The sequence below is a fragment of the Selenomonas sp. AE3005 genome (assembly GCF_000686945.1).
Lineage (GTDB): Bacteria > Bacillota > Negativicutes > Selenomonadales > Selenomonadaceae > Selenomonas_A.
Genome location: NZ_JMME01000020.1, coordinates 1 through 25,009, shown reverse-complemented (window position 1 = coordinate 25,009; position 25,009 = coordinate 1). Strand labels below are relative to the sequence as shown.

General features: G+C 45.9%; 15 protein-coding genes. All 15 read left to right on the top strand.

All coding sequences use genetic code 11. The features are described from left to right. Position 1 precedes the first annotated feature (1 nt). Positions 2–493: a hypothetical protein gene (locus tag DL94_RS0111240; RefSeq protein WP_197020747.1), complete on the top strand. Its 492-nt coding sequence runs from the start codon at positions 2–4 to the stop codon at positions 491–493. Positions 494–508: 15 nt separating this feature from the next. Then, positions 509–1,708 (top strand): hypothetical protein, encoded by a 1,200-nt coding sequence (locus tag DL94_RS0111235; RefSeq protein WP_028130235.1) that lies wholly within the window; start codon positions 509–511, stop codon positions 1,706–1,708. A gap of 12 nt (positions 1,709–1,720) precedes the next feature. Beyond that, positions 1,721–2,806 (top strand): head fiber protein, encoded by a 1,086-nt coding sequence (locus DL94_RS15390; protein WP_028130234.1) that lies wholly within the window; start codon positions 1,721–1,723, stop codon positions 2,804–2,806. 17 nt (positions 2,807–2,823) lie between these two features. Then, entirely contained in the window at positions 2,824–3,162 is a 339-nt protein-coding gene (locus tag DL94_RS15385) for a hypothetical protein (RefSeq protein WP_028130233.1), read from the top strand. Positions 3,163–3,317: 155 nt separating this feature from the next. Further along, positions 3,318–3,497, top strand: a complete 180-nt coding sequence (locus DL94_RS0111220; protein WP_028130232.1) for a hypothetical protein — start codon at positions 3,318–3,320, stop codon at positions 3,495–3,497. Further along, complete coding sequence (locus DL94_RS0111215; protein WP_028130231.1) at positions 3,475–3,708, top strand: hypothetical protein; 234 nt, start codon at positions 3,475–3,477, stop codon at positions 3,706–3,708. Before DL94_RS0111220 ends, DL94_RS0111215 begins: the two co-directional genes overlap by 23 nt. Before the next feature lie 11 nt (positions 3,709–3,719). Beyond that, positions 3,720–5,075, top strand: coding sequence for a hypothetical protein (locus DL94_RS0111210; protein ID WP_028130230.1), 1,356 nt, complete (start codon positions 3,720–3,722; stop codon positions 5,073–5,075). Further along, positions 5,072–5,488, top strand: coding sequence for a hypothetical protein (locus DL94_RS0111205; protein ID WP_028130229.1), 417 nt, complete (start codon positions 5,072–5,074; stop codon positions 5,486–5,488). Before DL94_RS0111210 ends, DL94_RS0111205 begins: the two co-directional genes overlap by 4 nt. Positions 5,489–5,500: 12 nt before the next feature. After that, positions 5,501–6,856, top strand: coding sequence for a Hint domain-containing protein (locus tag DL94_RS0111200; protein ID WP_028130228.1), 1,356 nt, complete (start codon positions 5,501–5,503; stop codon positions 6,854–6,856). Then, positions 6,856–7,452, top strand: coding sequence for a hypothetical protein (locus DL94_RS0111195; RefSeq protein ID WP_028130227.1), 597 nt, complete (start codon positions 6,856–6,858; stop codon positions 7,450–7,452). The genes DL94_RS0111200 and DL94_RS0111195 overlap by 1 nt, the downstream gene beginning before the upstream one ends. After that, positions 7,452–8,129, top strand: coding sequence for a hypothetical protein (locus tag DL94_RS0111190; protein ID WP_028130226.1), 678 nt, complete (start codon positions 7,452–7,454; stop codon positions 8,127–8,129). The genes DL94_RS0111195 and DL94_RS0111190 overlap by 1 nt, the downstream gene beginning before the upstream one ends. Further along, positions 8,130–9,404, top strand: a complete 1,275-nt coding sequence (locus tag DL94_RS0111185; protein ID WP_028130225.1) for a hypothetical protein — start codon at positions 8,130–8,132, stop codon at positions 9,402–9,404. Between the two features lie 17 nt (positions 9,405–9,421). Further along, positions 9,422–23,608, top strand: a complete 14,187-nt coding sequence (locus DL94_RS0111180; RefSeq protein WP_081798811.1) for a phage tail tip lysozyme — start codon at positions 9,422–9,424, stop codon at positions 23,606–23,608. A 117-nt stretch (positions 23,609–23,725) separates the two neighbouring features. Then, positions 23,726–24,190 carry a phage holin family protein gene (locus DL94_RS0111175; protein ID WP_051586431.1) on the top strand — a complete coding sequence of 155 codons (465 nt, stop codon included), beginning with the start codon at positions 23,726–23,728 and terminating at the stop codon, positions 24,188–24,190. 198 nt (positions 24,191–24,388) lie between these two features. Continuing rightward, positions 24,389–24,931, top strand: a complete 543-nt coding sequence (locus DL94_RS0111165; protein ID WP_028130221.1) for an N-acetylmuramoyl-L-alanine amidase family protein — start codon at positions 24,389–24,391, stop codon at positions 24,929–24,931. The last annotated feature ends 78 nt before the right edge of the window (positions 24,932–25,009 follow it).

Below are 25,009 nucleotides of genomic sequence, written 5' to 3'. Positions count from 1 at the left end.
AATGATGAAAGTAAAAGATATTTTAGAACGCTTGGTTAATAAAAATGGCAAAGGTGAAGGGCTGAAGTTGCACGGCTCTTTTACCGGTATTCTTCGGCATCCGGACGGAAGTGTTGAGGTTCGCAGAAAAGATAATCTGATTCTAAATGTGGGCTTTGATTTTGTAGCGGATGCGATTGGCAATGGTACGACAAGACCGGATGTTATGGCTTATACCGCTGTAGGTACTGGCACAACAGAAACGGACGCGACGCAGACAGGACTTGTTACGGAGTTGGCTCGTAAGGCGGCTACGTATGCTCATACGGCTGGCACTAAGGTTTTTACCTTCACTACGATGTTTGCTGCAGGAGAGGCAACGGGAGCAATCACAGAGGCCGGCATTTGTAATGCGGCAACTAATGGTATTTTCCTTGACCGTGTAACCTTTGCTGTTATCAATAAAGGTGCTGACGATACATACGAGTCTCACTTCCAGTTTACACTTTCGTAATGTGAGGTGGTTGGCATGGCTACGACTTCTCAGTCAACGCTGCGTGCATATTACACTTGGGGGGATTCGGAGTTTAGTTGGGAGGCTCCACAAAGTGGTGCCTTTTTTGACCGGTTCGGTATTTATGACCATGAATCAACTACTACAGAAACAGTAAATGTTGCTGATAGCAGAACTAATAACATTAGCAAGTGCCATAACACTATCATTGGAATAGGCGATGTGGTAACGACAAATGTTGTTGCTAAGCTCTCAGAAATCGTTTTGCTAAGTGAAACGTATTGGGATAATATACGTTATCTTATGCACTTTGTTGAAAATCTACAGTTTAATGATGGGGTAACATTCATCGTCAATAAAAATAACAAAGAAAGCCTTGTTATAACTGAAAAGCGTAGTGCCAACCTGTCTAAACCTGTAAGCGAATTGCTTGTTATGTCAGAATTGTTCCTGCATAAGTTTGCAGCATTCAGACAACACAATGAACTTGTGTGGTTGGATGAAACATTCACGCAGACACCCGGCAAGATAAGCAGTGAGTATTTGACCATTGCAGAGGATGTTTCGCATGACAATATAAAAGCGATAAGCGAAGTGTTAAATATGGCCGATATGCATACGCATAAGTCTAAAGTAAAACGTACCATCAGTGAGGCTATAAATGTTTTAGAGAGGTTTTCATCAACTTATGGCGACTATCAAGAAGAATCATTTAAGTTGATGGATGCTTTTCTAAGGGCTTGCCAGGGCGTGATTGCTGATGTTGGTATCTATGATGACAGTATTGAACTAGACGACTTCCTAAAGATGATAAAGCAGCCTAGTGGATATGAGCCGTTTATACCGTATGTCGTGGGCGAATACGAATACGAAAAAGCCTTGGTACGATTATTAGTAAAAGCAGGCAGTATGGGAAGTCAGCCGGCCATCTATGATGCCGTTGTCAATGTAGATATTGATGATACTATTGACCGAGGAACGGTTGATATAACGGACACTAGCGCAGCTACAAAGGTTTACTTTAATAAGCATTACTATACTAAGCCGGAAGTGAGTGTTACTTTGCAAGGTGGTAATACGGGTGATGGTACTATAACGCCAAGGATAGGTGCTATTTCTAGTGATGATGACGGATTCTATTTCACGGTGGAACTTATAAAGGGTGATGGTACACGTGCCCAAGGGCGTGTTACTTGGAACTCAGTAGGATATTAAGAAGGTGAAAGTATGCAGAATTACAAAGAAATAAATGCTCAGGACTACGTTAGTGCTAGCCGAACAACTATTAACGATAACATAAAAACATTGATGTCTAATAATTCCGGTACTGAGTTTCCTACTTCAAACTTATTTGAAGGGATGAAATGTTACCGGACAGACTTAAAAAAGACGTATACGCTAAAGGATGTTGAGCAGCAGACATGGGAAGAAGATGGCTTAGCGGAGGCGTTAGCGGATGCTGTAACCATTGCAATTACCGGAGGGGCAACGGGAACGCCAACAGTCTTTGACGGAAGTGGTAACATTTCTATTCCTGTTACATCGTTAGACGCAACAAAGCTCACAGGCACAGCCCCTATAGATATCACTGGTAATGCAGCAACAGCTGCCACTGCTAATAGTGTGGCATGGAGTGGAGTTACGGGGAAAAGTAACGCAACACAATCGGCAGCAGGGCTTATGTCAGCTGCTGATAAGAAAAAATTAGACGGCATAGCCGCAGGTGCAAATGCCTATTCTCTACCAACCGCTTCTAGTTCTACATTAGGCGGTGTAAAAACTGGTTCGAACATCACAAATAGCAGTGGTACAATTTCGCTGTCAAAAACGAATGTAACAAGCGCATTGGGTTATACCCCACCAACTACGAATACTACATATAGCACTGGCACCGCATCATATTCAGGAATCACAAAATTATATACAAGTGTTGGCGATAATACCGATGGAACAATGACACAAAAAGCTATCAAAGCTACTGTCGGAAAGGGCTATTTGACCGCCAGTTACTATAACGCTAACACAGGTGATTGGTATAGAGTCTATAGCGATGGTTGGGTCGAGCAAGGTGGCTTGAGGGAACGTACTGCCTCGACAACCTACCCGGAGACTGGAACAATTACCTATCTTAAACCGTTTAAATCCAACAAACATACAATTACAATCGGTCAAAATCGTAGCAGTTACTATGATTATTATCCTAGTGTTTTTGTCTCAAAAACAACAACAGGATTCAGCTATTCTGACACGAATTATGCCGCGCCAGACTCATATCGTGGTTTTGATTGGATGGCTTGTGGCATGGGTGCGTAGTCACAAGGAGGGATAACATGATAGGCAAAAAACTCTACAAAAACAACGCTGACGATATGGCACATTACACCGATACCGCCATTTGGTGTAATGCTAACAATGCACATATCGAGGACAAAGGGCTTTATTACGAAGTCTGCGAGAACAATATTCCCAAACCGACAACGGACGAAAAAATTGCACAGCTTGACGCAGACTACACGGCGCAGAAACAGGAACTTGTAAACGAGTACACCGACGCTCTTATTCACGGAGACACGGACGCGCAGGAAATCGTGAAACAGGAAATGACCGCACTTGACAAGTGGTATGACGAGGAGTACCGCAAAATCGAAGAAGAAGCGGAGGGTGAATAACATGGCAATTGTCAGCAAGAAGTGCATACGGTGCAGAAAACCTATGCGCAATGATGGTACAGTCGAACAGCCTAAGTGGGTATGCAATAATCCCAAGTGCGTCAAGTATGTACCGCCGACGCAGGACAATACACACGGTCAAGAGGTGATTGAAAATGGACAATGAAAAACAGAGTAGAGAAATTGAACGAATGATTATAGATTACTGTAGAAAAACAGACTGTATGAAATGCCCTAGAGAGGAAAGTAATGAGCACCCATGCTTTACGATTGCATTAGGGCTAGGAGATGAAAAGAAAGGGGAAGACGTAAATGCAGTACAAACTGAACAATGATTTTACCGCCCTGACAGAAACAGGCGGTATTTTTTATGTACAGCCGGGTTACAGCGTGGAGATTTCAACGGGTGAATCTACGCCGGATAAAGATAGCGGATTTGTCGTTGAAGGCGGTAAGCCTGTTTCCTATACGGGCAGTGGTACGGTTTACGCACGGGCAACGGGTACTCATGCGGTACTTAACGTTGTGGCAGGTTCTTTGAGTTAAGAGGTGGCATTATGCGCAGACGGGCAAAGCATGAGGCTATGCAGTTAAACTTCAATGATTTTTCCGGTGGAATAAATGTAATGTCTGCCGGTGATATGATTGCGATGAATGAAATGCAGAGCTGTCAGAATCTATGGTTTATAACAAATCAACGCAGCCTGTCCCCACGTGGTGGAATTTCTGCGCCAATAGTAAACGTAGGAGAGGAAGTCAAGTCCACGTATTACGATATTGACACTAATACATTATTAGTATTTGCCAATTCCGGCAGTATATATCGTGTGGTGTCGATGGAATCAGCAGAGCTTATTGGTAGGCTTACCGGCAATGCCGCTCCTGTTTGTGCTAAGTTTCAGGATAAGGTATGGATAGCAAGTGGAGATAAGCTACAGTATTACGATTTTGCTACAACAGATAGCATATCAACTGTTATGACAAGTCCTGTCTGCGATATTGTATTTCAACGGTTCTCACGTTTGTGTGTGTCACAAACAGGGCTTGACCGTATAACATATTCTGCTGTTGGTGATGGCACAGTATGGACTTCTGATGATAACGATGAATCAACAAGTCAGTGGGTTGATGTTGGCTATGGCGATAGTGGCGACATTATAGCTGTGGCACCGTTGGCATCAGACTTGATGATAATAAAAAACAACGGCATGATTTATCAGCTTACAGGTGATGCGGATATTTCCTCATGGGCGATTTATCGAATTGCTACAGAAACGGATGCTGTAGGCAGGCAGGCTGCTATACCGGTAGGCAATGATGTAATATTTGTATCCCGTAGTGGATTGAAGTCGTTGCATACAACAATGGACTACGGTAATATTGCCACTCAGGATATAGGCGAAAAGTTTAATATCTTGGTGAGAACTTCACAGTATGAGCCTAAGCTATTCCACTTGCGCCGGAGGAAGTTATTACTAATAAGACCTACGGCAGATTGGAAATATCTTATCGCATATAATTATGCGGTGGGAGCAGCCACTACACTAAAGTTTGCAATGCCGATAGTGGATATTGTGGAGACATTAGATAAGGTTGTAGTGGCATCAGGGAATAGTCTTTATGAGCTGTCAGAAGAAAGCCTTAGCGACAACGGGGAGCCGATAGATTTTGTCATGCGGATGAAAGATACGATTAGCAACGATGAGATTATCGCTCGAAGTTTGGATACAGATATGACAGCAAGCCAAGCAGGAAATGTTGATTTGCGAGTAGACAATATGCATGTAACCATGCCAGCCAATTCTCGACGCAAGGTGCGGTGCAATCATTCTACACCCAAGTTGGAAGTGGAGCTGACCAGTCAAGTGCCTTTTTATCCTAAGCATATTGCTGTGGAGGTGGCAGACTTATGAGTTTTGATGAGTGGGTAAATGTTTATAACAGCAAAAATCCACAAGACCCATTTAAAAGGGATGAGCACAAAATGCTAATGTTTGATGAAGACAAAGGATTTTGTGAAGTAGTCTTTGATGATGGTATGGTTTTTATTGGGCAGGTGTGCGGTGATGCTCGTTATTGGCTGAGGCATATTGAAGAAGTAGCACGTCAAATTGGGATTACCCGTGGTGGTACAGTTAATATCCGGTCGCAGATATTAGCGTATATCAGACTTTTTGGGTATAAACTCACAGAGGTTATAAACTTGCCGGATGGAAATAAGCAATATTTAGCGACACATAAAAGTACGGGGAAGTGGTTAAGAGCTTCCCCGGCTTTTGTTTATGAAGATGGTAAGGTCGCCTACGGTGTGACGTGGGAGATATAGGACGGTGATAACATGAAATTTATAATGGATTTACAGCTCTTTGGCGGTGGCAAAGGTGGTAGCTCAACAACTAATGTACAGTCCTATACGCCTACAGCCGAAGAGATACGTTTACAGAAGCAGGCCGCCGATTATTCAGAGGCTGTGTCACCTAATGCGCTGGAACTGAATAACTACGCTATGAACCTGCTGAAAGACTCTTTGGGCACGGTTCAGGTAGACTATAACACCATAAATAAAAATGCTCAGAATCAGATTAACAATGCTATGGGCAATATGGCTGCGTTGGCAGGCAGTAACAATGCGTCCAACGCAGCGGCAAATAATGCGCTAGGAAATATCAGCAATCAGACAGGAACGCTTGCCGGATTAACAGCTCAAAACTATGGCAACCTTGCAGCAGGAAATATCCCTAGTGCTTATCAGGCAGCTATGGAAAACAGCATTAAGTCTGCACTTGACAATACTATGGGCAAGACTATCAGTAGTCTTGGAAATAGAGGGGTACTCAATTCTTCCGTAACGTCTAGTGCTCTGAATGATATTGAACGTAATGCGGCCAATACTGTAGCTCAGCAATACCAACAGAATATTAACCAGTCAGCAGACTTGCTCGGCAGACAAAGTGATACCCTTGGTAGTGCGCTTGGTCAGCAGGCACAGTATGCACAACAGCAATTTGAAAATACTCAAAATAACAATTCGCAGAACAGCGGATTGTATAGCAATCTTATTAACAGTGCTGCTCAGCCTATTGCAACAGCGGCGGCCGCTCAGGAGGCAGCAATTTCCCCGGCACAGAGTTTGTGGAGTTCTTCTCTTGGCTTAAACGGTGCAAGTTTGGGGGCATTAAATGCAGCCTCCGGAAAAGGAACTACTACTTCTACTCAGACCATGAGCGGTGGTGGTGGAGGATTCTTCTCCGGACTTCTTGGTGGTATTGGCTCTGGCCTTGGTGGGGCATTGTTCTGTTTCCCTGCCGGTACTAAGATTTCTATGGCTGACGGTACGGAAAAGGATATTAAACATATTCATGAGGGCGATGAAGTCCTTAGCGATGACGGCTCTAAAGTTACTGTTATCGAAGTAATGAAACCGCATTATAACGATGTATATAACATTATCTGCGAAAACGGCCATACCAGCACGACGCTCAGTCAGCCGTTAATGAAACCGGACGGCGAATATATTCTTGCCGGTGATTTGAAGATTGGTACTGAGCTGAAACGTGTTGGCAAGGTAAGGAGTCTTGTCTACAGTGGGGAACGAAAGGTATACGACTTCAAGACAAGTGATGATAATAATTACATTGCTGATGGCTTTGTGGCTATGGGTGGCGATGGTTCGATATGGGGAGGCGGCAACTGATGGCAGGCTTTTATGAAACTCTACTTGCTTACCAAAATGCATCCCCTAATTATGCTTTCCCGGAAACAAGGGGCGTTTTTGGACAGGCAGCAACTACTCCCAGTATTGTGGCAATGAGCAACGATAATATCAATAACATACGAAATAGTGTGAACAACATACGAAATAGTGTGAACCAAGCGCAGAATGCATTTAACGCCGCACAAAAGAAATATAGTGAATTGCTCTCTGCTCAGCCACAGCAGTATGCATACGGTAACGAGCGCGATTACGATAGATTCGAACAGCTAAACCTAATAAACAACCCTGCGTATAAAACATGGAAAACAAGTTTAGATAATGAGCAGGCGAATATGAATAACGCTCGTACAGCCTTGCAAAAGAATCAGACTGAATTACAAAGTGCCATTGCAAGACAGGGGGCGCAGATTGCTGCCGGGCAAGATGCGGTTAATTGGGGCTTAGCTGCAAAGGCGGCAGAACAACAGGGCTTACAAAACGCTATGCAGGCATATAGGCAGACGATGGCAAATGAAGGCGCACGAAACGCGATTATGAACGCAGCTATTAGTACAGTTAGTGGAGGTGGTAGGTAATGGCACGTCAACAGATTATGGGCGGTGGATATACGTCGTTAGCGGAAGAAAAGAGAAATGAGCGAGAGGCCGCAAGAGAAAAGAAAATGAGGGATATGTTTCAAGCGGCAGCTGTTGCTAGTCGTATGAACGACCAAACCGCTATAGGTTTTGGCTTAGGTGCATTGCTTGCTAACAATTGGGATAAATGGTTCGGTGGTGGCAAAGGTAACAACAGTAATAATAATGCCAACGGCAACAACGGGCAGTATGATTTTTCGCTGAGCATGGCTACCGCTAAAGACCCGGTGCAAATGGCGGCGGCAGCAGGGGATAAGAATGCGCAGTGGGTATTAAATCATAATCAACCAGCATTTAGCTTGGTGGACGTAGTACAAAATCCTGCATCTATTACAGCTAGACCTATGCCGGATAATCTTACTGTCAATGGTGTCAATCCGCAGGCACCGGCAGAAATGACGTATCAGGCAGGAATCCCCTTTACACAGCAGACCATTAACGGGCAGGTTGTAACTGACCCCAACAAGGCTATGATGGATAGCAATGTGAACCCGGCAAACTTTGCAAACTTTGCTAAAAGCGTTGGTGCATCAACATCCCCGTTTAGTAGTGCGCAAAACTATCAACTAGCAGATACAGACTGGTTAAATAAGAAATATCCGTGGGAGGTGCAGTAAATGCCTAACTTTCAATTAGCAGACTTCAATGCCGGTGTTGACCCTAACTCTGAATGGGCAAAACAGGCAGCCGCACAGGTTATGCAGGCGCAGGCAGCACCTCAGATGGTTGCAACACAGGAGGCAAATCCTGTAGCAGTACAGCAGACGGCACCTCAGCCCGTAGCAATGCCTAACAACAACGGCCTAGCTGCAAAGGCTGCAGGTGTGCTTACACCGCTTGACGATGCAGGCAGGGCACTTGCCTCTCAGATTGCGCAGTTTAAAATGAACTATGACGCAGCTCAGGCAGCAGGTGATACCGCAGGTATGGCACAGGCACATGCCGGAGCAGAGGCGTTGCGTAATGCAGCAGGCAAGTACGGTGTAGACCTTTCCCGGTTAGGAGCAAACGACAGCACAGAGGCGTATAAGGCAATGTTACAGGCCGACTATGCTAAGGGTGTGGCTGACGTTGCTAACATGCTGACACCGCAGGAATATTACCAACAGCAGATTCAGCAGAATATGGCAAACGGAATGTCTCGTGGACGGGCTGAAGAAAGTGCCCTTGGTGCATTAGAGGCATACGAGGGCAAATATCGCCGTACACTTGGCAATGCTTTTGCACGTTATGGAGTCAATGACCAAGGCGAAATGAATCGCTTTGGTGCGCAGATTGCAAACCTCCTGTATGGTCAGAATCCGCAGAGTGTTGCACTCTATGACCAGTATTATGCAAACCCCATGCAACAGTGGAAGTTTGATAAGAACATGGAAGTACAGGATAAGCTCTATGGTCAGAAACTTGACTTCGGTCAGCATCAGTTTGAGTGGAACCGGGATTTGAACAATGACAAGTTTAACTTCCAGTTGCAGTTACAGAAGAATCAAGGCGACGTGCAGAAAACCATAACGGAAATGAAGTTGTATTATAGTGGCTTAGAGGCTGATAAACAGCGTCAGTTCTTGCTTGACAATCCTGCACTTGCACCACTTATTAACGGTGGCAAGGCAAGTGGTAAAGGTACAGGCTTATCTAAAGAGCAGAGCCAAAACATTCAGACGATAAAGAATCTGATAAGCCAAGCAAGAGAAGACGTTGCTTACGGAAAAGAGAGAGCTAAGGATGGCGACGCTTTGGTTAAGTTGCAGGAAACAGTAAACGACCTGTTTAGTAAAGGCAAGATTGACCAAGAGACAAGAGATATGGCCATGACGGAACATTACAAGCTCAATAAAGACCGCCAACGTAAATGGCAAAATGTAAACTATGCAGACAAAATGCCTGATTAAAGAGGGGATGAATACAAATGTCAATCATGAGTGATGAGTTATCGAAACAGTTAGGAGATAGGAGTGCTTGGGAAGAATACGCCTTAGCACGATTCCCTCATGTTGGTGTTAATTATAATGACCAAAATTGGGCAGGCGTTGTAGCTGATGCGTTGGCGGCCGGTACTGGTGCTTTTGCGGAAACTGGTGCCCACTTAGCTAACGACCTTACTGGCAACAGAGAAGGCGACCCTATGGGGTGGAATGCTATTGCCGATTGGGGTAAGGCTACTAGAGAACGCAATACGCATGATTATACGCCAGGTTCGGCTCGTTATTATGCAAGTACAATGGCACAGGCACTCCCTGAAATGGGAGCGGATATGGCTGCAAGTATGGGAGCAGGCGCATTGGCAGGGCTTGCATTGGGCCCACAAGCGGCAGCCGCATCCTCTGCATTGAGAGGGGCAGCAACGGCAAGTAAATGGGGAAAGCGTGCGCTTGACTTCTACAACAGTGAGAAGAAACTTGCAAAGGCAGCACGCTTTTTGACTCCTGCCGCTGAGAACGTTCCGGCATGGGCAGCAGCTACAGCCACGGGCATGGGGCTTGAAGGTGCCTTTGAAGGCCAACGTGCTATGGATGATTACATCGAGGAGGCAAAACTTAACGGTACTTATGTTCCCGGTCAGACGGAAAATGAGGCACGTAACCTGCGCTGGAACGTGTTTAAGGATAATCAACTTTTGCTTGGCGGTACTAATGCTCTTGAAAACGCTCTTATCTTTGGCAAGGGCAAGGGGTTGATGAATGGATTAAAACGCTTGGCTGTAGCCTCCGGCATTGAAGGTTTTGAAGAAGGCGCACAGCAGATTATTCCAAAAGCTGAGCAGGGGAAGGATTGGAGCGTCACTGACCGTGATGTATTGGAATCCGCTGCTATTGGTGCTCTGATGGGGGGCGGTATGCATCTTGCAGGCCGTGGTATCCGTCACGCTTTTCCAAATGCTTTTGGTGATAGCTATGATAGCAGTGATACTCCTAACCCAATGACTGACCCTGCACGCACGAAAGAGCGAAACAACGATGTACCTCTCCCCGGCAACATCGACTACACCGAGGCTGACCCGTCAGATATTGTCAACGATTGGCTGAGCAAGCAGGCAGGTTTTGGCAATGTAAACGCTAATGTGAATACGCCACAAGCACAGCAGGGACAGACTCCTTCCTTGCCACAGGGCGTGGAAGTTAGTGGCGAAAACAGCCTTGATGGGTTTGATAAACGCTTTGTTTCTAAATGGGAAAGCAAGCCGGGAGCAACTGACCTTGCAGGCGTTCAAAAGTCTGTAAAGAATGCTTTCAATGCGGCTATTGCTGAATATGGTGATAGTGTAACCCTTACTGGTGGAGCAGAAAAAGGCTACCATGCAGGAGGAGCAGAAGGCCATGAAGGTGGTTGGAAGATAGACGTTGATAAAGCATCAGTCAAAGACCCACAGAAATTCCTCCAGGCAATGGCTAAACATGGTTTTAAGGTCGGTGATGAAGGCGACCATTTTGACCTGTCAGGCCATGCTAAAGGCGGCGTGGGTGGTACTGTAGTTGCTACGCCGGACACGTTCATTAGTGACGGTGGGCAGGTAACACAGCCTGCAACGGGTGGTCAGCGTGAAGGCCATGCAAACGCTTGGGCAATTACTGACGTGTTCCGCAAGGCAGGCTATAACGATGAGGCTATTGCAGGCATCTTAGGCCGTGTTCAGCAGGAGCACAACTTTGATACTAGCGATGTGCCTGAGCATGAAGAAGAAGGAATGCATGTAGGCGGTTATGGTATGTTCCAGTGGAACGGTGGCCGTACTACAGCCTTCCTTGAATGGGCAAAACAGAACGGCAAAGACCCACAGAATCCGACGACACAGGCAGAGTATGCCTTGAAAGAGGCACAGGAGCGTGGTATAACGCCGGATAAAATGAATAAACTTTCCGCAGAGGAGGCCGCTGACCTTTGGACTAGCGATTGGGAAGTAGGTAGGCCGGGCAGTGAACGGCAGTATGCCGGTGAATGGCGTGAGCGTCTTAAAAAAGGTGGCACGGCACCGACAATTTCAACGCAGGACTTCAGCAATATCTTAGGCAATCACATGATTGACTTTGCTGGCAGTGAGGACGACAACCTCACCAATTCCTATCAGCGTATCATGGATAACCTTGATGATGGTGCTAAGTCTGTATTGGCTAATCGTTTTACCAATATGTACAACGAGGATGGCACCTTTAATAACACGGCTGAAAATCGTCAGGCGTTAGCGCAGGATGAACAAGGTGCAGAGCTTATTCGTTCTGCCGCAAACACTTTTGCACCTCAGCTTATTGCACCTATGGTGGATAAAAACGGGCGTATCAGTAAGCAGGCCGTCAAGGATTACTTCACGCCTCAGATTGCCGGGGTTAATATGCACTTCCTAAAGGACGCTATTAAAAATGACAAGCTGAACGATGCGGAAAAGGTGGCAGTATTGCAGGCTGCCAACATTCAGATAAATATTCCTCAGCCACAAAAGACTGATACGGAACAGGCAAAGTATGTCAATGACTTACAGAAAGCTATTGACTCTCGTGACTTCGGCAAGATTTACAGCCTTATGCCCAACGAGACAGCAAAGGCAGTAGCAGGAGTTCGTCAGCCTGAACCAACGGCACAGCCTGCTATGGCAGTTGTTGCGCCGGAACAGGCACCGGCACAGGAGCAAGCACCTTCTCCCGTAGAACAGCCACAGGAAGTACCACAGGCTCAACCGGTAGAACAGTATAACCCGGATACGGCTCAGAATGCACCACAGCCCGTACAGGGCACGCCTTCACCACAAGGACTACCAAGTGTACCAACGGAACAGGAAAACGCTCAGACGGCGCAACAGGTGGCAAATAAGGCACAGCAGATAGCAAATGTTCAGGGGCAGGACTTCAACACTCGCCTTGCGGAATTGCAGGCTATGCCTTTAGGTCAGTTGGAGCAGTTAGGTCAGCAGGCACTCAATGCTATGCAACAGGCAGGTTTGCCAGTCAATGAGTCGTTAGCTAATGGCCTTGCAGCAGGCCAAGAGAATGCTATTGCTCTTGCCGAAAGTAAGTTGGCTGAGGCAGGTGTTGCAAATAATGCAACAACCACTATGGAACAGGTTCAGCCAGATGTCGCTTCGCAAGCGACAAAGGCAATTAAGCAGTTCCGTGAAAAGGCAGCTAAGTTGGTTGAACAGTACCGCGATGATAAAGTCACCTATGAAGAATCTATTTCTAAACTAGAGGAAATGTATATCACGGCAGATAATTCCGCTAAGACCAAAGCGGAGCATGATGCGGCTGCACAGACATTCCTTAGCGCAGGTGAAAAACTTGAACATGTTCGGCAGGAAAAAGAATCTGAACCGCAGAAACTCGACTATTCTAATATGAGTCTTGATGAACTGAAAGCAGAACGTCAGCGACTTATTGATGAGGAAGTCGAACGGATGAACCGCAATCCCGGTGGCAAAGGAACAAATAACGGTTATACTTACAATGACCGTGGTGAAATCAACGGGCGATATGGTGAGAGCCTTAATCCTCAGTGGTATCAGGACGCTTATGCAGAGTTAGGCCGCAAGCCACGGAAGAAGGAATATCCTGATATTGCGCTGAAGAATCTTCAAAAACACCAAGAATTTGCAGAGCTTGAAGATGCTATTGCCGCAAAAGAAAAGGAAAGTGCAAGCAATGAACCTTCCAGCCAGAGAGAGAAACTGGAAAAGGTGTATCATTGGTTCAAGGATAGGTATGACGCATATTTGCAAGACAAGGTAAAAAGCAACCTTGAAATGTATGTGGTTAATGATAAAGACCAGGAGTTCTTAAAGTCGTTAGGGATAAATGTTAATTCAATTGTGATGCGCTCTGAAGCTCCTAAAGTAATAAAGGAGTTGGAGAAAAAACTCAATGAAATGACGGGGACTCCAAAACAGGAAGCGTCTACTAAATCTGCAAAATCCCAAAAGGCATCTACAAAAAATAATAAATCCAATAAGGAGACAACGCCGGAAACGGAGAATCCTTTTGGCGACTTAGATGAAACTTTTGCTGACCTTGCAAAACAGGCAGGAATTACGCCGATTGAGCAGGAAAAAGCAGAGCCGAAGGCGAAGTCTACCACTAAGAAGAAAGCAAAGAAAAAGCGTAACATGGGCTTGTCGGATACTTCCAAGGAACGGGAAGAAGAACTAAAGAAACAGTTATCCGATGCCTTAAAAAAGAGCAGGAACCGTCTCAACTCTACGCCGGTTATTTTTGACCCTGATGTAATTGTACCTGCGTTCAACCTTGGGCGTTTGTATGTACAGCGTGGGGCAGAGAACTTTGCTGAGTATGCACGGGATATGATTAACGCTGTAGGTGACAGTGTTCGTGGATGGCTGCGTCCTGTTTGGGAAATGATTGAGAACTACCCGGACGGCAAGAATATTGATGAGTCGCTTGTTATTCCTGCTTTCCGTTATGTTGGCAGTTTCATGCACAGCAAACCGCAGGCAACCTATGATGAAGTGCGTGTTGACTTTGTAAAACGCGCCGGTGAAGATACGGCAGCGAAGTTTGACGACCTGCTTAAACTGGCCTATAGTGGTGCGTATAAATTCTACAACGGCAACGAGGAGGTAACGGACAATGAGCTTAATGACAGCTCCCGACAGAATCCTGCACGGGATAGCGAAGGGAACAATCAAGACGAAGTGGGGGCAGTACATGGCGATGGAGAATCCGTCAGCCGGGGAGGACAAGGAGTACAACCGACTGGAAAAGATTCACGGTCACAACATAGCGGCAGCGTTCACGGACGTAGCTCCACTGGTAGCCGAAAGACTAGCGATAGCGGAGTACAAGGAGGCGAATCCGGACGAGGAGATAGGAATGATAGCACCGGAGGTAAACAGCTTACAGGAAGCCGCCGAGATAGCTATGATAGACCGGCAGTTGACGACGGCAGAAACGCAGAAAGTTTTGGAACTACTAAAAACAGACCCGTCGATGGAAGAAATAGTGGGCACAAAACAGAAACAGTAAAAGTCAATAAGGACTCTTTTAAGGCAGGGGACAGAGCTCAGATTGCTGGTTCCATGCCTTTTCTTATGAAAGAGCAGGTTGACGATGTTGTTAAGGCTGACACCCGTCTGTATGCCAAAGATGGCGAAGGTATGATGTTCACCAACGGCACCGGTACAGGCAAGACCTTCACAGGCTTAGGCTGTATCAAGCGTGCTGTACAGCAGGGCAAAAAGAATATCCTCATTATCGCACCGACTGACAAGGTTCAGAATGATTGGATTACCACCGGCAAGGGATTCTTTGGTTTGGATATTTCCAAGTTGGAGAATACCACGGATGCAGGAGAAGGTATTGTTATTACCTCTTACGAGAATGTAGGCGCGAATAACAAACTTGTTAAGCGTGATTGGGATATGATTGTCACGGACGAATCCCACAAACTTATGCAGGGTGAGAAGGGCAACCGCACCAAGGCATTAGAAAATGTCCGTGCCATGACTTACCATGCTGATGGGTTGCGTGAACGCTTTGAACGTCTCCATGCAAAAGAGTATGACCGTTTGGCAGAACTTCGCGGTAAGGCATCCGATAAAGAACATCCGATTACTGCAGCGGAAAAACAGGAACTTGAAAAGCTCCAAGCCAAGCTGATTAAGGAACAGGAAAAGGCTGTGGCTGAGTGGAAACAGATACCGCAGGCCGATAAACCGAAGGTGCTTTTCCTGTCAGCAACGCCGTTTAGTTATGTGCCGGATATTGATTATGCGGAAGGTTATCTATTCCACTATGACCGCAAGAAGAATCAGAACGGCGGTTACAATCAGCCGGATGCGTATGGCGATTTCCTTATCAAGCACTTTGGTTATCGTATGCGCATGGGCAAGCTGACAAAACCGGACGCTGATGTAAATAATGACCTCATGGAAATTAACTTCAACAAGTGGTTGAAAGACCAGGGCGTGCTTTCCGGTCGCAAGCTGAAGGTAACTCCTGACTATGAACGTGGTTATTTGTTAGTAGATGGCGGCGTAGGCAAGCAGATTGACGAAGGCATGAAGATTGCTACAGAACGGGGCGTATCTGACAGCGACCAAAAGTATGGCAAGCTGCATGAGCTTTTTGAGAATAAACTTAAAGGCAATCGTACACGCTATCTGTTGGAGGCTATTAAGGCTAAAGAGGCCGTAAGCCTCATTAACCAGTACGTCAAGGCTGGCAAAAAGGTAGTAGTATTCCATGACTTCAAGAAGAATGAGGCAGAGAATCCCTTTGTACTCACGGATGAAGATTTCAAGTATATGGATGAGGTGGATAGAAACACCGCTAGACAACAATATGCGCGTTTCTGCAAAGACCACCCGGAACTTTTGAACCTTAACCTTGACGATTTGCAGTCACCGATTGAGCGTTTTACTGAAGTGTTTGGCGACTCAATGCGTATCTTTAATGGTGATATCCCCAAGAAGAAACGCGAGAACGCTGTACGTGAGTTCCAAGATGATAGCAGCAAGGTAAATATTATCTTGTGTCAGCGTGCGTCTGCTAAGGAAGGTATCTCTATGCACGATACCACTAGCAAGCACCAGCGTGTACTTATCGACTTAGGGCTTGCTACTCGCCCGACTGACCTTATCCAAGGGGAAGGCCGTATTTATCGTACAGGTGTTGTTACGGATGCAATTATCCGTTATCTCAATACTGGAACGGATATGGAAAAACGTGCCTTTGCCTCTACGATAGCAGGGCGTGCATCCACGGCTGAAAACCTGTCTATGGGTGAGGAGGCAAGAGCATTACGTAATGCCATCGTCGAGGGCTTTATGGAGTCGATTGACGGTGACTCATGGAAGAAGTACCTGCCGAACAGTAAGACGGAAGGCAAGGGCGGTAAAGAGCGTGACGCAAAACTCATGGACGGTGTAAGCCCGTATGAGGCTGCAAAGTCAGATTACTTTGCTAATCAGAAGAAGAACAGCCGGAACAAGGCGCAGGAAGGTATTGACTACTTCCCCACGCCGGAACCGATTGGCTTTAAGATGGTTGAGTGGTTGGGGCTGAAACCCGGTGACAGAGCACTTGAACCGTCAGCAGGACATGGTGCTATCTCCCGTTACTTCGGTGCCGAGACACGCAATACCATCGTTGAGCCTTCTCCTGAGCTTGCAACGCTTGCCAAGATGCGACTGAACGGTGGCGAGACGGCAAAGGTTGTTGAAGACCGTTTTGAAAACTTGGATATTCACAATAAGTATGAAGGTATTGCAATGAATCCTCCGTACGGTGTAGGTGGTAAGACCGCCTACGAGCATGTAGCAAAAGCCTTTGACCACCTTGCAGACGGTGGCCGACTGATTGCTATTGTGCCGGATGGACCTGCTGCCAATAAGCGATTGGAAAACTGGCTGTACGGTGATGGCACGAAAGCTAATCCCGGTCAGCCTAACGCAGCATTGTTGGCTGAAATCAAACTGCCACAGGTTGCTTTCAAACGTGCAGGCACAAGTGTAGCTACTAAGATTCTGATTATCGACAAGTACAATTCCCCTGCCGATTTTGCAGAAATGGAGCGCAGACAGATTGAAGAAGGTATTGACAGCCTTGACTTGACAGGTGTCAAAGACATCAACGAACTGTTTGACAAGCTGGAAAATGTGCGTACGCCGGAGCGTGTTGGTTCGGATATTCCCCGTCACTTCACTAACAGTACGAATAAGAAGGGCAATCCTTCGCGCAAGTACATCACTTTGCCGGACGATACCAAACTGCTAGACGATACCCGTTTGCGTGAATTGGCGTATAACAATCGTGGTACCCGTGATATGCGCGGTGGTTGGTATGAGTTCTTCAACGAAAATGACCGTGCTAAGTTTGTTAAGGCCGCTAACAAATATCTTGCAGGGCAGGAAACATTGGCAGCCGAACAGCAGGAAATTGTTGACGAGACACTGACTCCTACGCAAACGGAACACTTTGAGGGTGGCGAATTTGAAGGCAGTCCGAAAGCAAGTATCAAGGGATACATTGACCGAAAGACTGTTTACCCGTCGATTAAATCTATCGCCCAGGAACACGGCGGTAGATATTCAAAAGGTGCTAGAGGCTTTATATTTGATGATGCCGCTGAACGTGACCAATTCTTGCAGGAAGCAGAGGCGTTCATGGGGAAAGGAAGTTACTCAACCGCAAACGGTAGAGCCTTAACCGAAGATGAACGTGATGAACTGTGGAGTAAAACAGCGGTAGAAATCAACAATGATATGCTGACACCTGCTGAACGTGAGTTGCAGGAAATGGCTAAGACTATGGGGGCAACGCTTAAATTTGTTACTGCCGACCCTCGCCTGCAAGGTAAGTATGCTGGCGGTGTAAGTTATATCAATCGCAACGCCAAGGCATCCGCCTCTTGGATAGCATGGCATGAAATGTTCCATTGGATAAAGAGCAAGAATAAACCCTTGTACGAAAAAATGCTTAAAACTATTAAGGGGAATGCAAACTTTTCAAAGGAACAGCTCAACAAATACCGTGCGTCCATTGGTGTCACCGATATGGACGATGATATGGTTATCGAGGAAATGTTTGCCGATGCCTTCCCGGAGGTACGTCAGCGTGTACCGTTCTTCCGCAACCTAGCAAAAGAAAATGTCAGCCTGTATAAACAGTTGGTTGCTTTTGTAAAACGGGTTATTGACAATCTTGTAGCTCGGTTCAATGCAGCCTACACGAAAGGCAATGGGCTGAACGTGCGTCAGATGAGCCTTATGCACAACGCATTCTGCGATATGGTGAGAGATATTAAAGGTGCTGACGGCAAGCCTATATTTAAGGTGGGCAATGATGGCTACCGTGAAATGACTGATATGGACGGCAATACCACGGAGGACATTGCCGCCGCATATTCTCTAGCTGAGGCAGAAAAAAATTTGGATAGGGTAGAAAAATCGCTTGACAATTCTGACAATAAGCTGTATGCTAAGGTTAGAGATTTAGATATCAATAACCGAAACAACGGCATTACCTATAGTGTGGTTAAAGAGTTCAATAAGGAAGTCCAAAAGCTAGTTGATGATGGATGGACAAATGAACAGATAAACCGAGCTATAAAAGATGAAAACTCTTTTGTTAGAGCAGCTGTTGTTAAGCCTTGGGCAGATGAATACAACCAGTTCCATGCTAAAGTCATTGATAAGAAAGGCATATTAAATCGTCTTTTCAAAGATGACCATGCCTGTGATGGTGAGCCTTGGTATAAAATCAATGATGTCTTTAATGTATTCAAGGATAGAATCGAAAGGATGATGGACGATGCGAATTTGGTTTACGCTGAATGTGCCCACGTCAGAGCAAGCGGACAAAATGTTGTTAGATTTGATTCTTGGCGAGAAGTGGAACAATCAATCGCAGCCCACGGAGGCACCGCCAAGTTCAAAGAAAGGCCAGCAAAACAAGTAGAAGAAGCTGAATATTCAATAGCGAAGCACCCTAATTATGAGGGTGCTTCTTTAGATGTCGAATATTTCTCTGCCATCCGCGATATGGAGAATGCCAAGACTGACGCTGAACGCGAGGCAGCACGGCAGGAACTTGTCAAGATGGTAGAGCAGAAAGCCAAAGACGCAGGTTTTGAAAATGCTATCCCGGAGCAGACACTCGCCTATGCTACTCGCACAAAAGCTGCACCAAAGAAAACCAAAAAGGTTTACAAGGTGTTCACCGTAACGGATGACGGCGTGCCAACAGCTTTATTTGTAAGCAGTAAAGAGGAATTACCGCAGAATGTATGGCTTGACGCTAAAGACACATTCCACTTCAAGGACAATTCTAATGGGCTTTACTATATCCCATCCACGAAGAATCCGAGCACAAAAGGTGGTAAGACTTATAGCCGGCTGGTTGACCTGTCTAATGTAGATAAGGAAGATGTGAAAAAGCTGGTCGAAATGGGATATATCAAGGAAGGCGCAAAAACCATTGCTACCTTAGCATATCGCCCCGGTTGGCACGCTGGCGACCTGCCATTCTTCCCACAAGGCGGAAAGAGCGGTGGTGGTAAAACCAACTATAAAAACATCCACAGGTATAATCAGGTAGTGTTTGAGTGTGAAATCGCTTACGACCATGACTATACCAAAACAACGCAAAATGAAGGCGGCGGTGTAACTTTCCATGATATGCAGGAAATGCCTGTAGATGGTGGCTATAAATTCGCGACCAATCCGATGACTAATGCTCAGGATTTAGGTGCTTGGTATATTTCAGGTTCACTGAAAATCGGCAGGGCATTGACAGAGGATGAGTGCAATAAAATTCTTGCAAAGAATGGATATAAGCCACAAGAGTGGCAGGCTTATGGTACAGGTAACGATTTTGTTATTGGGCCTCTTGACCTTGAAAAGCTCGGCTATACTGGTCAGCAGTATGACGCAGCACGCAAAACCTTAGCACCTATCACCTATGATGATAACGGTAATATCATTCCATTGTCACAGCGTTTTGATGCCGACAAAGACGATGTACGCTATTCTGTAGCGCGAATTGATGTTGACAATAACGAAACTGTAGCTGATAATCTTGCTCCCAACGGCAAGCGTTCTAATCTGTCTCCTGAGCAGTACAGATATGTACGGAGCAAAGAGTTTAAGGCATGGTTTGGTGATTGGGAAAACGATGCAGAGCATTCCTCACAGGTAGTCGATGAAAACGGTGAACCCTTAGTGGTATATCACGGCACTAGAGGCGAACTGAAAGACAATATGTTTAGGACTGACGGCGTTCGTCATACAAAAGGAACCGGTGCATGGTTTACAAGCAACAGGGAAATAGCAGAATCTTACGGGGATACGATTCATGAGGTATTCCTTAATATCCGCAACCCATACGTTGCTGACCTAAAAGGTGGTTCGCCTAATGAAATTTCAAAGGCCGTTGTTCGTAACATGGACACCGGGGAAATTTTGCGCGAGGAATTTGATAATGGCGACGGTTCAGCTTTTGATATGTTAAATGAATACATATCAGAAGAACTGAACGACCCTGAAAACGACACTTATGAAGTAGCCGAGGAAGTCTATGATACCAATAGCCTGGTACTGGATGCTCGTAAAAAGGGAGATAATGACGGCGTAATTATCAAAGACGTTACCGATGTTAGTGCTGACAAAGATGATGTAGATTATAATAATCTGCCCTATGGCAACGATTATATTATCTACGATTCAGCACAGGCGAAAATGGCCACGCCAGCTACATCCGACGATGTGCGTTATTCTGTAGCGCGAATTGATAACGATGAGGCACCGGGAGCAATGGAACGCATCAAGAATGCTGCTAGAAAACTCTTGGGCTTACAGGAAAAGTTGGAAGATAATGTTCAAGACCGTCATACGGAAAAGCAGAATCAGAAAACTTCTCTTGACGATACCTTGCCACTGACGGCTATGGCTCATAGCATGAAGTATCTTGCCGGTAAGAATGAGGCTATTAAGCGCATGTATTACCTTGGCAAGCGTTGTATGGATGAGCAGGAGCATTTGCGTAATGAGTTCAAAGAGGTCATTCGCAAAATCAACACACTGATGACTGATGAGGCTGACCGTGATAGTTTGCATGCTCTTTTGTGGGCAGGTGACGCAGACGGAAAGGAATATACTGCTGAAGAACTTCAGCAGGAAGGTTTCAGCGATAATGTTATTGCTGCCTATAAACTGGTCCGGGATAACTTGGCAAAGGCTTATCAGCTTGTCAATGACGCTCGTATGCAGGTGAAGGTTCGCAATAAGACGATTAAGTCTAGTGAGTTGCCGGAGTTCATGAAAGAGAACTTTATTGACACCGGAGATATCATCAATACGCAGGATATTGGAAACGGCAAGATTGTTGTTACCTACCGTGGGGCAAAGGTTTATACAGGCCGTACCGACATTGTTAATGATGATATGCTGAAGTCAATGGAGGCCAATGAAAACATTGCCATTACGGATAAGCAGGAACTTGGCAAAGGGGTATACAATGTTACTTACAACGAAAAGCCACAGCCTATGGGCAAGCTGACAGGCTATATGCCGCACTTCTTCCACAGGTTCATGGTTTATGCCAAGACCAAGGATGAGAACGGCAATGATATGCGTGTAGCTATTGGCAGTGCAGAGTCTCTTGCAGACGCTACAAAGATTGCCAACGAGGTAGCTAAGCATAATCCGGATATGCAGTTTGTCATCGATACGCATAGCTTTGAATATGGTGACGAGAACAACGGCGTTGTTGTTGGCGACTTGAATTATCAGGAAATGACCAAGCGACTGGCAGAGAATACGGAAATGTCTTTGACTGAGGCGAACAAATTCCTGCATGATTCGGCCGGAGCAACGTTAAAGAGTCGTCACCGTTTCTTTGGCAATATGATGAAACGTACCGGCGTACAGGGCTTTGATGAAAATATGATGTGGGCACTCACTCATTATTTCAATTCAGCAGCCCGGTATGTGGCTATGGAACATTTTAAGCCGGACGCTATTTCATGGTATGAGCGTTTCTTTGGTGACTTTAATGCTGACCCCAATACGATTAAGAGTGCTAACAAGCGTAAGACGGCGAGGGTTATCCGTGATTATATCAATGATGTAAACGGTACGCCTCGCGAAGTCGAGAAGTGGTGCAATGCAGTAGTTGACCGTATTCCTATCATCGGTGAAAAGCTGAACGATACGTATAACGGCAGACCTGCGCTTGCACTTTCCTCTAAAGTGTCGTGGTTCAATGCAGTAACTAAACTTGGGTGTCTGAGTATTTCTTCGCCTATGCTGAACTTCATGCAGTTTATTAACGTAGCTACTATGCTGGACAGCGTGAAATATGCTAAAATGGGATTAAACAAGGCACTCAAACCTAGCGAATTGGACAATCTGATTCTTGACCGCAGTGGTATCATGGATGAGATTAACCTGGCCTCGGATGCAGGTGGTTACACGCAGTCTCGTGATTACGGAGGCGCACGTAAAGGACTTGGCAAAGGCAAGCAGTTGCTTGATAAGTCAATGTTCTTCTTCACGTGGTGTGACGCTCTCATGCGTAAGGCGGCAGTTCTTGGCGCGTATTATCAGGGCGTGCAGGATAAAGGTATGAAACCGGATAACGGTCAGACTGTTTCTGCGCAGGCTTTGGAATATGCACGCGAAGTAAACTCGGAGGCAAACTTCGATTACAGCGCAGCCAATACGCCGGAGGCAATTCGCATGGGCAGTGTGATTACGCAGCAGGCATTCCAGTTCCAAAAGTACCCAATCATGCAGTTTGAGTTCTTCTGGAATCATGTAGTGCATGGCACCAATACGCAGAGGGCAAAATTCCTTATGCCATACTTCTTGCTTACTGGCTTGCCGGGGATGATTCCTTTCGGTGAACTGTTGGCTGGCATGTTGGGGCTTTTGATTCCGGGTGATGATGATGACTTTGCTAAGAAGATGAAAGCTGAGCTTATGCGGTGGGCAGGCGATGATAGCGCGAAACAGGCTGTTGTCAATTCGCTTACTAATGGCCCACTTGCAGCATTCACGGGAATTGATATTTCCGAGCGTGCAGGCATGCAGAACTTCTTTGCAGGACGTTATTACGGCAGTAAACCGGAGTCAACGCCGGGAGCTATTGGTACTCTCTTAGGTGGTGCTGCATATAGCACTGTCAGCGGTGTACAGAATCAGCTTAGAAACGGCAATCCCGTTGAGGCAATTAAGGCTGTATCGCCGGGGCTTGGCAACTGGATTCAGGCGGCATTGGGTGAAACTCATACAACGCACCATAGAGTAGGTTCTACCTACGATGGCATGTATGAGCGTATCCTGCATGGCATGGGATTCCGGCACATTGACGAAACCAACACGCAGTTTATCAATAGCTACCTGTATGAAAGCAGTCAACGTCAGAAGGAAGATAAGAAGTTTATTATGGACGCTTATCTTGACGACCCGTCAGAAGAAAACCGTCATCAGCTTATTCTGTGGGGGATTTCTGACAAGCAGTTAAAACAGTATAAAGATAGCAGGGAAAAGAGTTCACGTGACCGTGCAACCGGGGACGAGACTAAGAAGAAGTCTAAAAAGCCCAAGACGGAGGCACAGAAAAAAGACGATGAACTTAGAGCATGGATGAAATAAATATTGTGAGGCAATCTATCGAAAGGTAGGTTGCCTCTTTTATTTTAGGAGGGGCTTATGACTATACGGGCACCGTAACACTTCTTGTTTATCATAAGATGGACAGGAGGTGTGTAGATGAATGAGATAAATGAAATTGCAAGGTCTTTAATCCCCGTACGCATGGAGGCAGTATGGGGAGGTATTACAGGAGTGACAGGGACAATGGCAACCTTTTTGTTTGGACAGTGGAACGATGCTTTGCAGGCACTGGCCGTATTTATGCTGATAGATTATATCACCGGTGTTATGGCTGCTTATATGAAACCTAGAGCCAAACTGTCAAGTAAGCGTGGCCTGCGTGGTATTGTGAAGAAGATAGCTCTTGTAACCTTTGTAGTGTTTGCGCATTACCTTGACCTTGCTATAGGACAAAACATTTTCATGGTGCTTGTTACGTATGCGCTTTTAGGCAATGAGGGGCTTAGCATAACGGAGAATTTGAGTCATTGTGGCGTACCTATTCCGGTGAGTATCCGGGATAAACTTGAACAGTTAGCACACGAGAAAGAAGGCGATTCTTACGGTGACAGACGGTCTTAGGGATAAAGACTGTAAGGAAATGACGCTAGGGGAGCAGCTATTATTTGTAGAGTGTTTTCTCCCCGACGCGTGGGAATATTTGCACGACGTAAGCAAGATACGATTGCCGAAGTTTGATGACAATGACGATGTTATATCATGGGGTGTTACCCCCCAAGATACCCCACAAGATGCGCAAGATGTGAAGGAGGAATAAGTATGAAAGTCTTTCTGAATCCGGGGCATGCCCCCAACGGAAACCCTGACCCCGGTGCATGCGGCTGTGGTTTGCGTGAGTCTGATGTTGCTGCACATGTCGGTCGTTTGGTAGAAGGCTATCTTATTGCAGCCGGCCTTGAAGTAATGACGCTTCAATCTGATTCTCTTGAAGAGATTTGCGATACCGCTAACGAGTGGGGAGCTGATGTGTTCGTCAGCATCCATTGCAATTCTGCAGCAAGTGAGTTTGCACGTGGCGTTGAGACGTTCTCTTACCCCGGCAGTGTGGGTGGTCGTGATATCGCAGGCTGTATTCAGCGTCAGATTGTGGGGGCTTTTGGTAAGATTGACAATGACTTCCCTGACCGTGGTTTAAAAGAGGCCGATTTCTATGTTGTGCGTAATACCGATATGCCTGCGTGTCTCGTTGAACTTGCTTTTATCTCAAACGAGGAGGACGCAGCACTTCTCAAACACCATGCTGACGACTTCGCTAGTGCTATTGCGCGTGGTGTCACTGACTACGAACAGGCAATTAGTTAAGGGAAAGTTAAGGAAAGTCAAGGATTAAGTCAAGGATTAAGTCAAGGAAAACATAAAATGTAAAGACCAAAACATAAA

Excerpts from the sequence above, each read along its gene's own strand:
- DL94_RS0111240 (WP_197020747.1), top strand. The coding sequence starts at position 2 with ATGATGAAAGTAAAAGATATTTTAGAACGCTTGGTTAATAAAAATGGC.
- DL94_RS0111235 (WP_028130235.1), top strand. The coding sequence starts at position 509 with ATGGCTACGACTTCTCAGTCAACGCTGCGTGCATATTACACTTGGGGG.
- DL94_RS15390 (WP_028130234.1), top strand. The coding sequence starts at position 1,721 with ATGCAGAATTACAAAGAAATAAATGCTCAGGACTACGTTAGTGCTAGC.
- DL94_RS15385 (WP_028130233.1), top strand. The coding sequence starts at position 2,824 with ATGATAGGCAAAAAACTCTACAAAAACAACGCTGACGATATGGCACAT.
- DL94_RS0111220 (WP_028130232.1), top strand. The coding sequence starts at position 3,318 with ATGGACAATGAAAAACAGAGTAGAGAAATTGAACGAATGATTATAGAT.
- DL94_RS0111215 (WP_028130231.1), top strand. The coding sequence starts at position 3,475 with ATGCAGTACAAACTGAACAATGATTTTACCGCCCTGACAGAAACAGGC.
- DL94_RS0111210 (WP_028130230.1), top strand. The coding sequence starts at position 3,720 with ATGCGCAGACGGGCAAAGCATGAGGCTATGCAGTTAAACTTCAATGAT.
- DL94_RS0111205 (WP_028130229.1), top strand. The coding sequence starts at position 5,072 with ATGAGTTTTGATGAGTGGGTAAATGTTTATAACAGCAAAAATCCACAA.
- DL94_RS0111200 (WP_028130228.1), top strand. The coding sequence starts at position 5,501 with ATGAAATTTATAATGGATTTACAGCTCTTTGGCGGTGGCAAAGGTGGT.
- DL94_RS0111195 (WP_028130227.1), top strand. The coding sequence starts at position 6,856 with ATGGCAGGCTTTTATGAAACTCTACTTGCTTACCAAAATGCATCCCCT.
- DL94_RS0111190 (WP_028130226.1), top strand. The coding sequence starts at position 7,452 with ATGGCACGTCAACAGATTATGGGCGGTGGATATACGTCGTTAGCGGAA.
- DL94_RS0111185 (WP_028130225.1), top strand. The coding sequence starts at position 8,130 with ATGCCTAACTTTCAATTAGCAGACTTCAATGCCGGTGTTGACCCTAAC.
- DL94_RS0111180 (WP_081798811.1), top strand. The coding sequence starts at position 9,422 with ATGTCAATCATGAGTGATGAGTTATCGAAACAGTTAGGAGATAGGAGT.
- DL94_RS0111175 (WP_051586431.1), top strand. The coding sequence starts at position 23,726 with ATGAATGAGATAAATGAAATTGCAAGGTCTTTAATCCCCGTACGCATG.
- DL94_RS0111165 (WP_028130221.1), top strand. The coding sequence starts at position 24,389 with ATGAAAGTCTTTCTGAATCCGGGGCATGCCCCCAACGGAAACCCTGAC.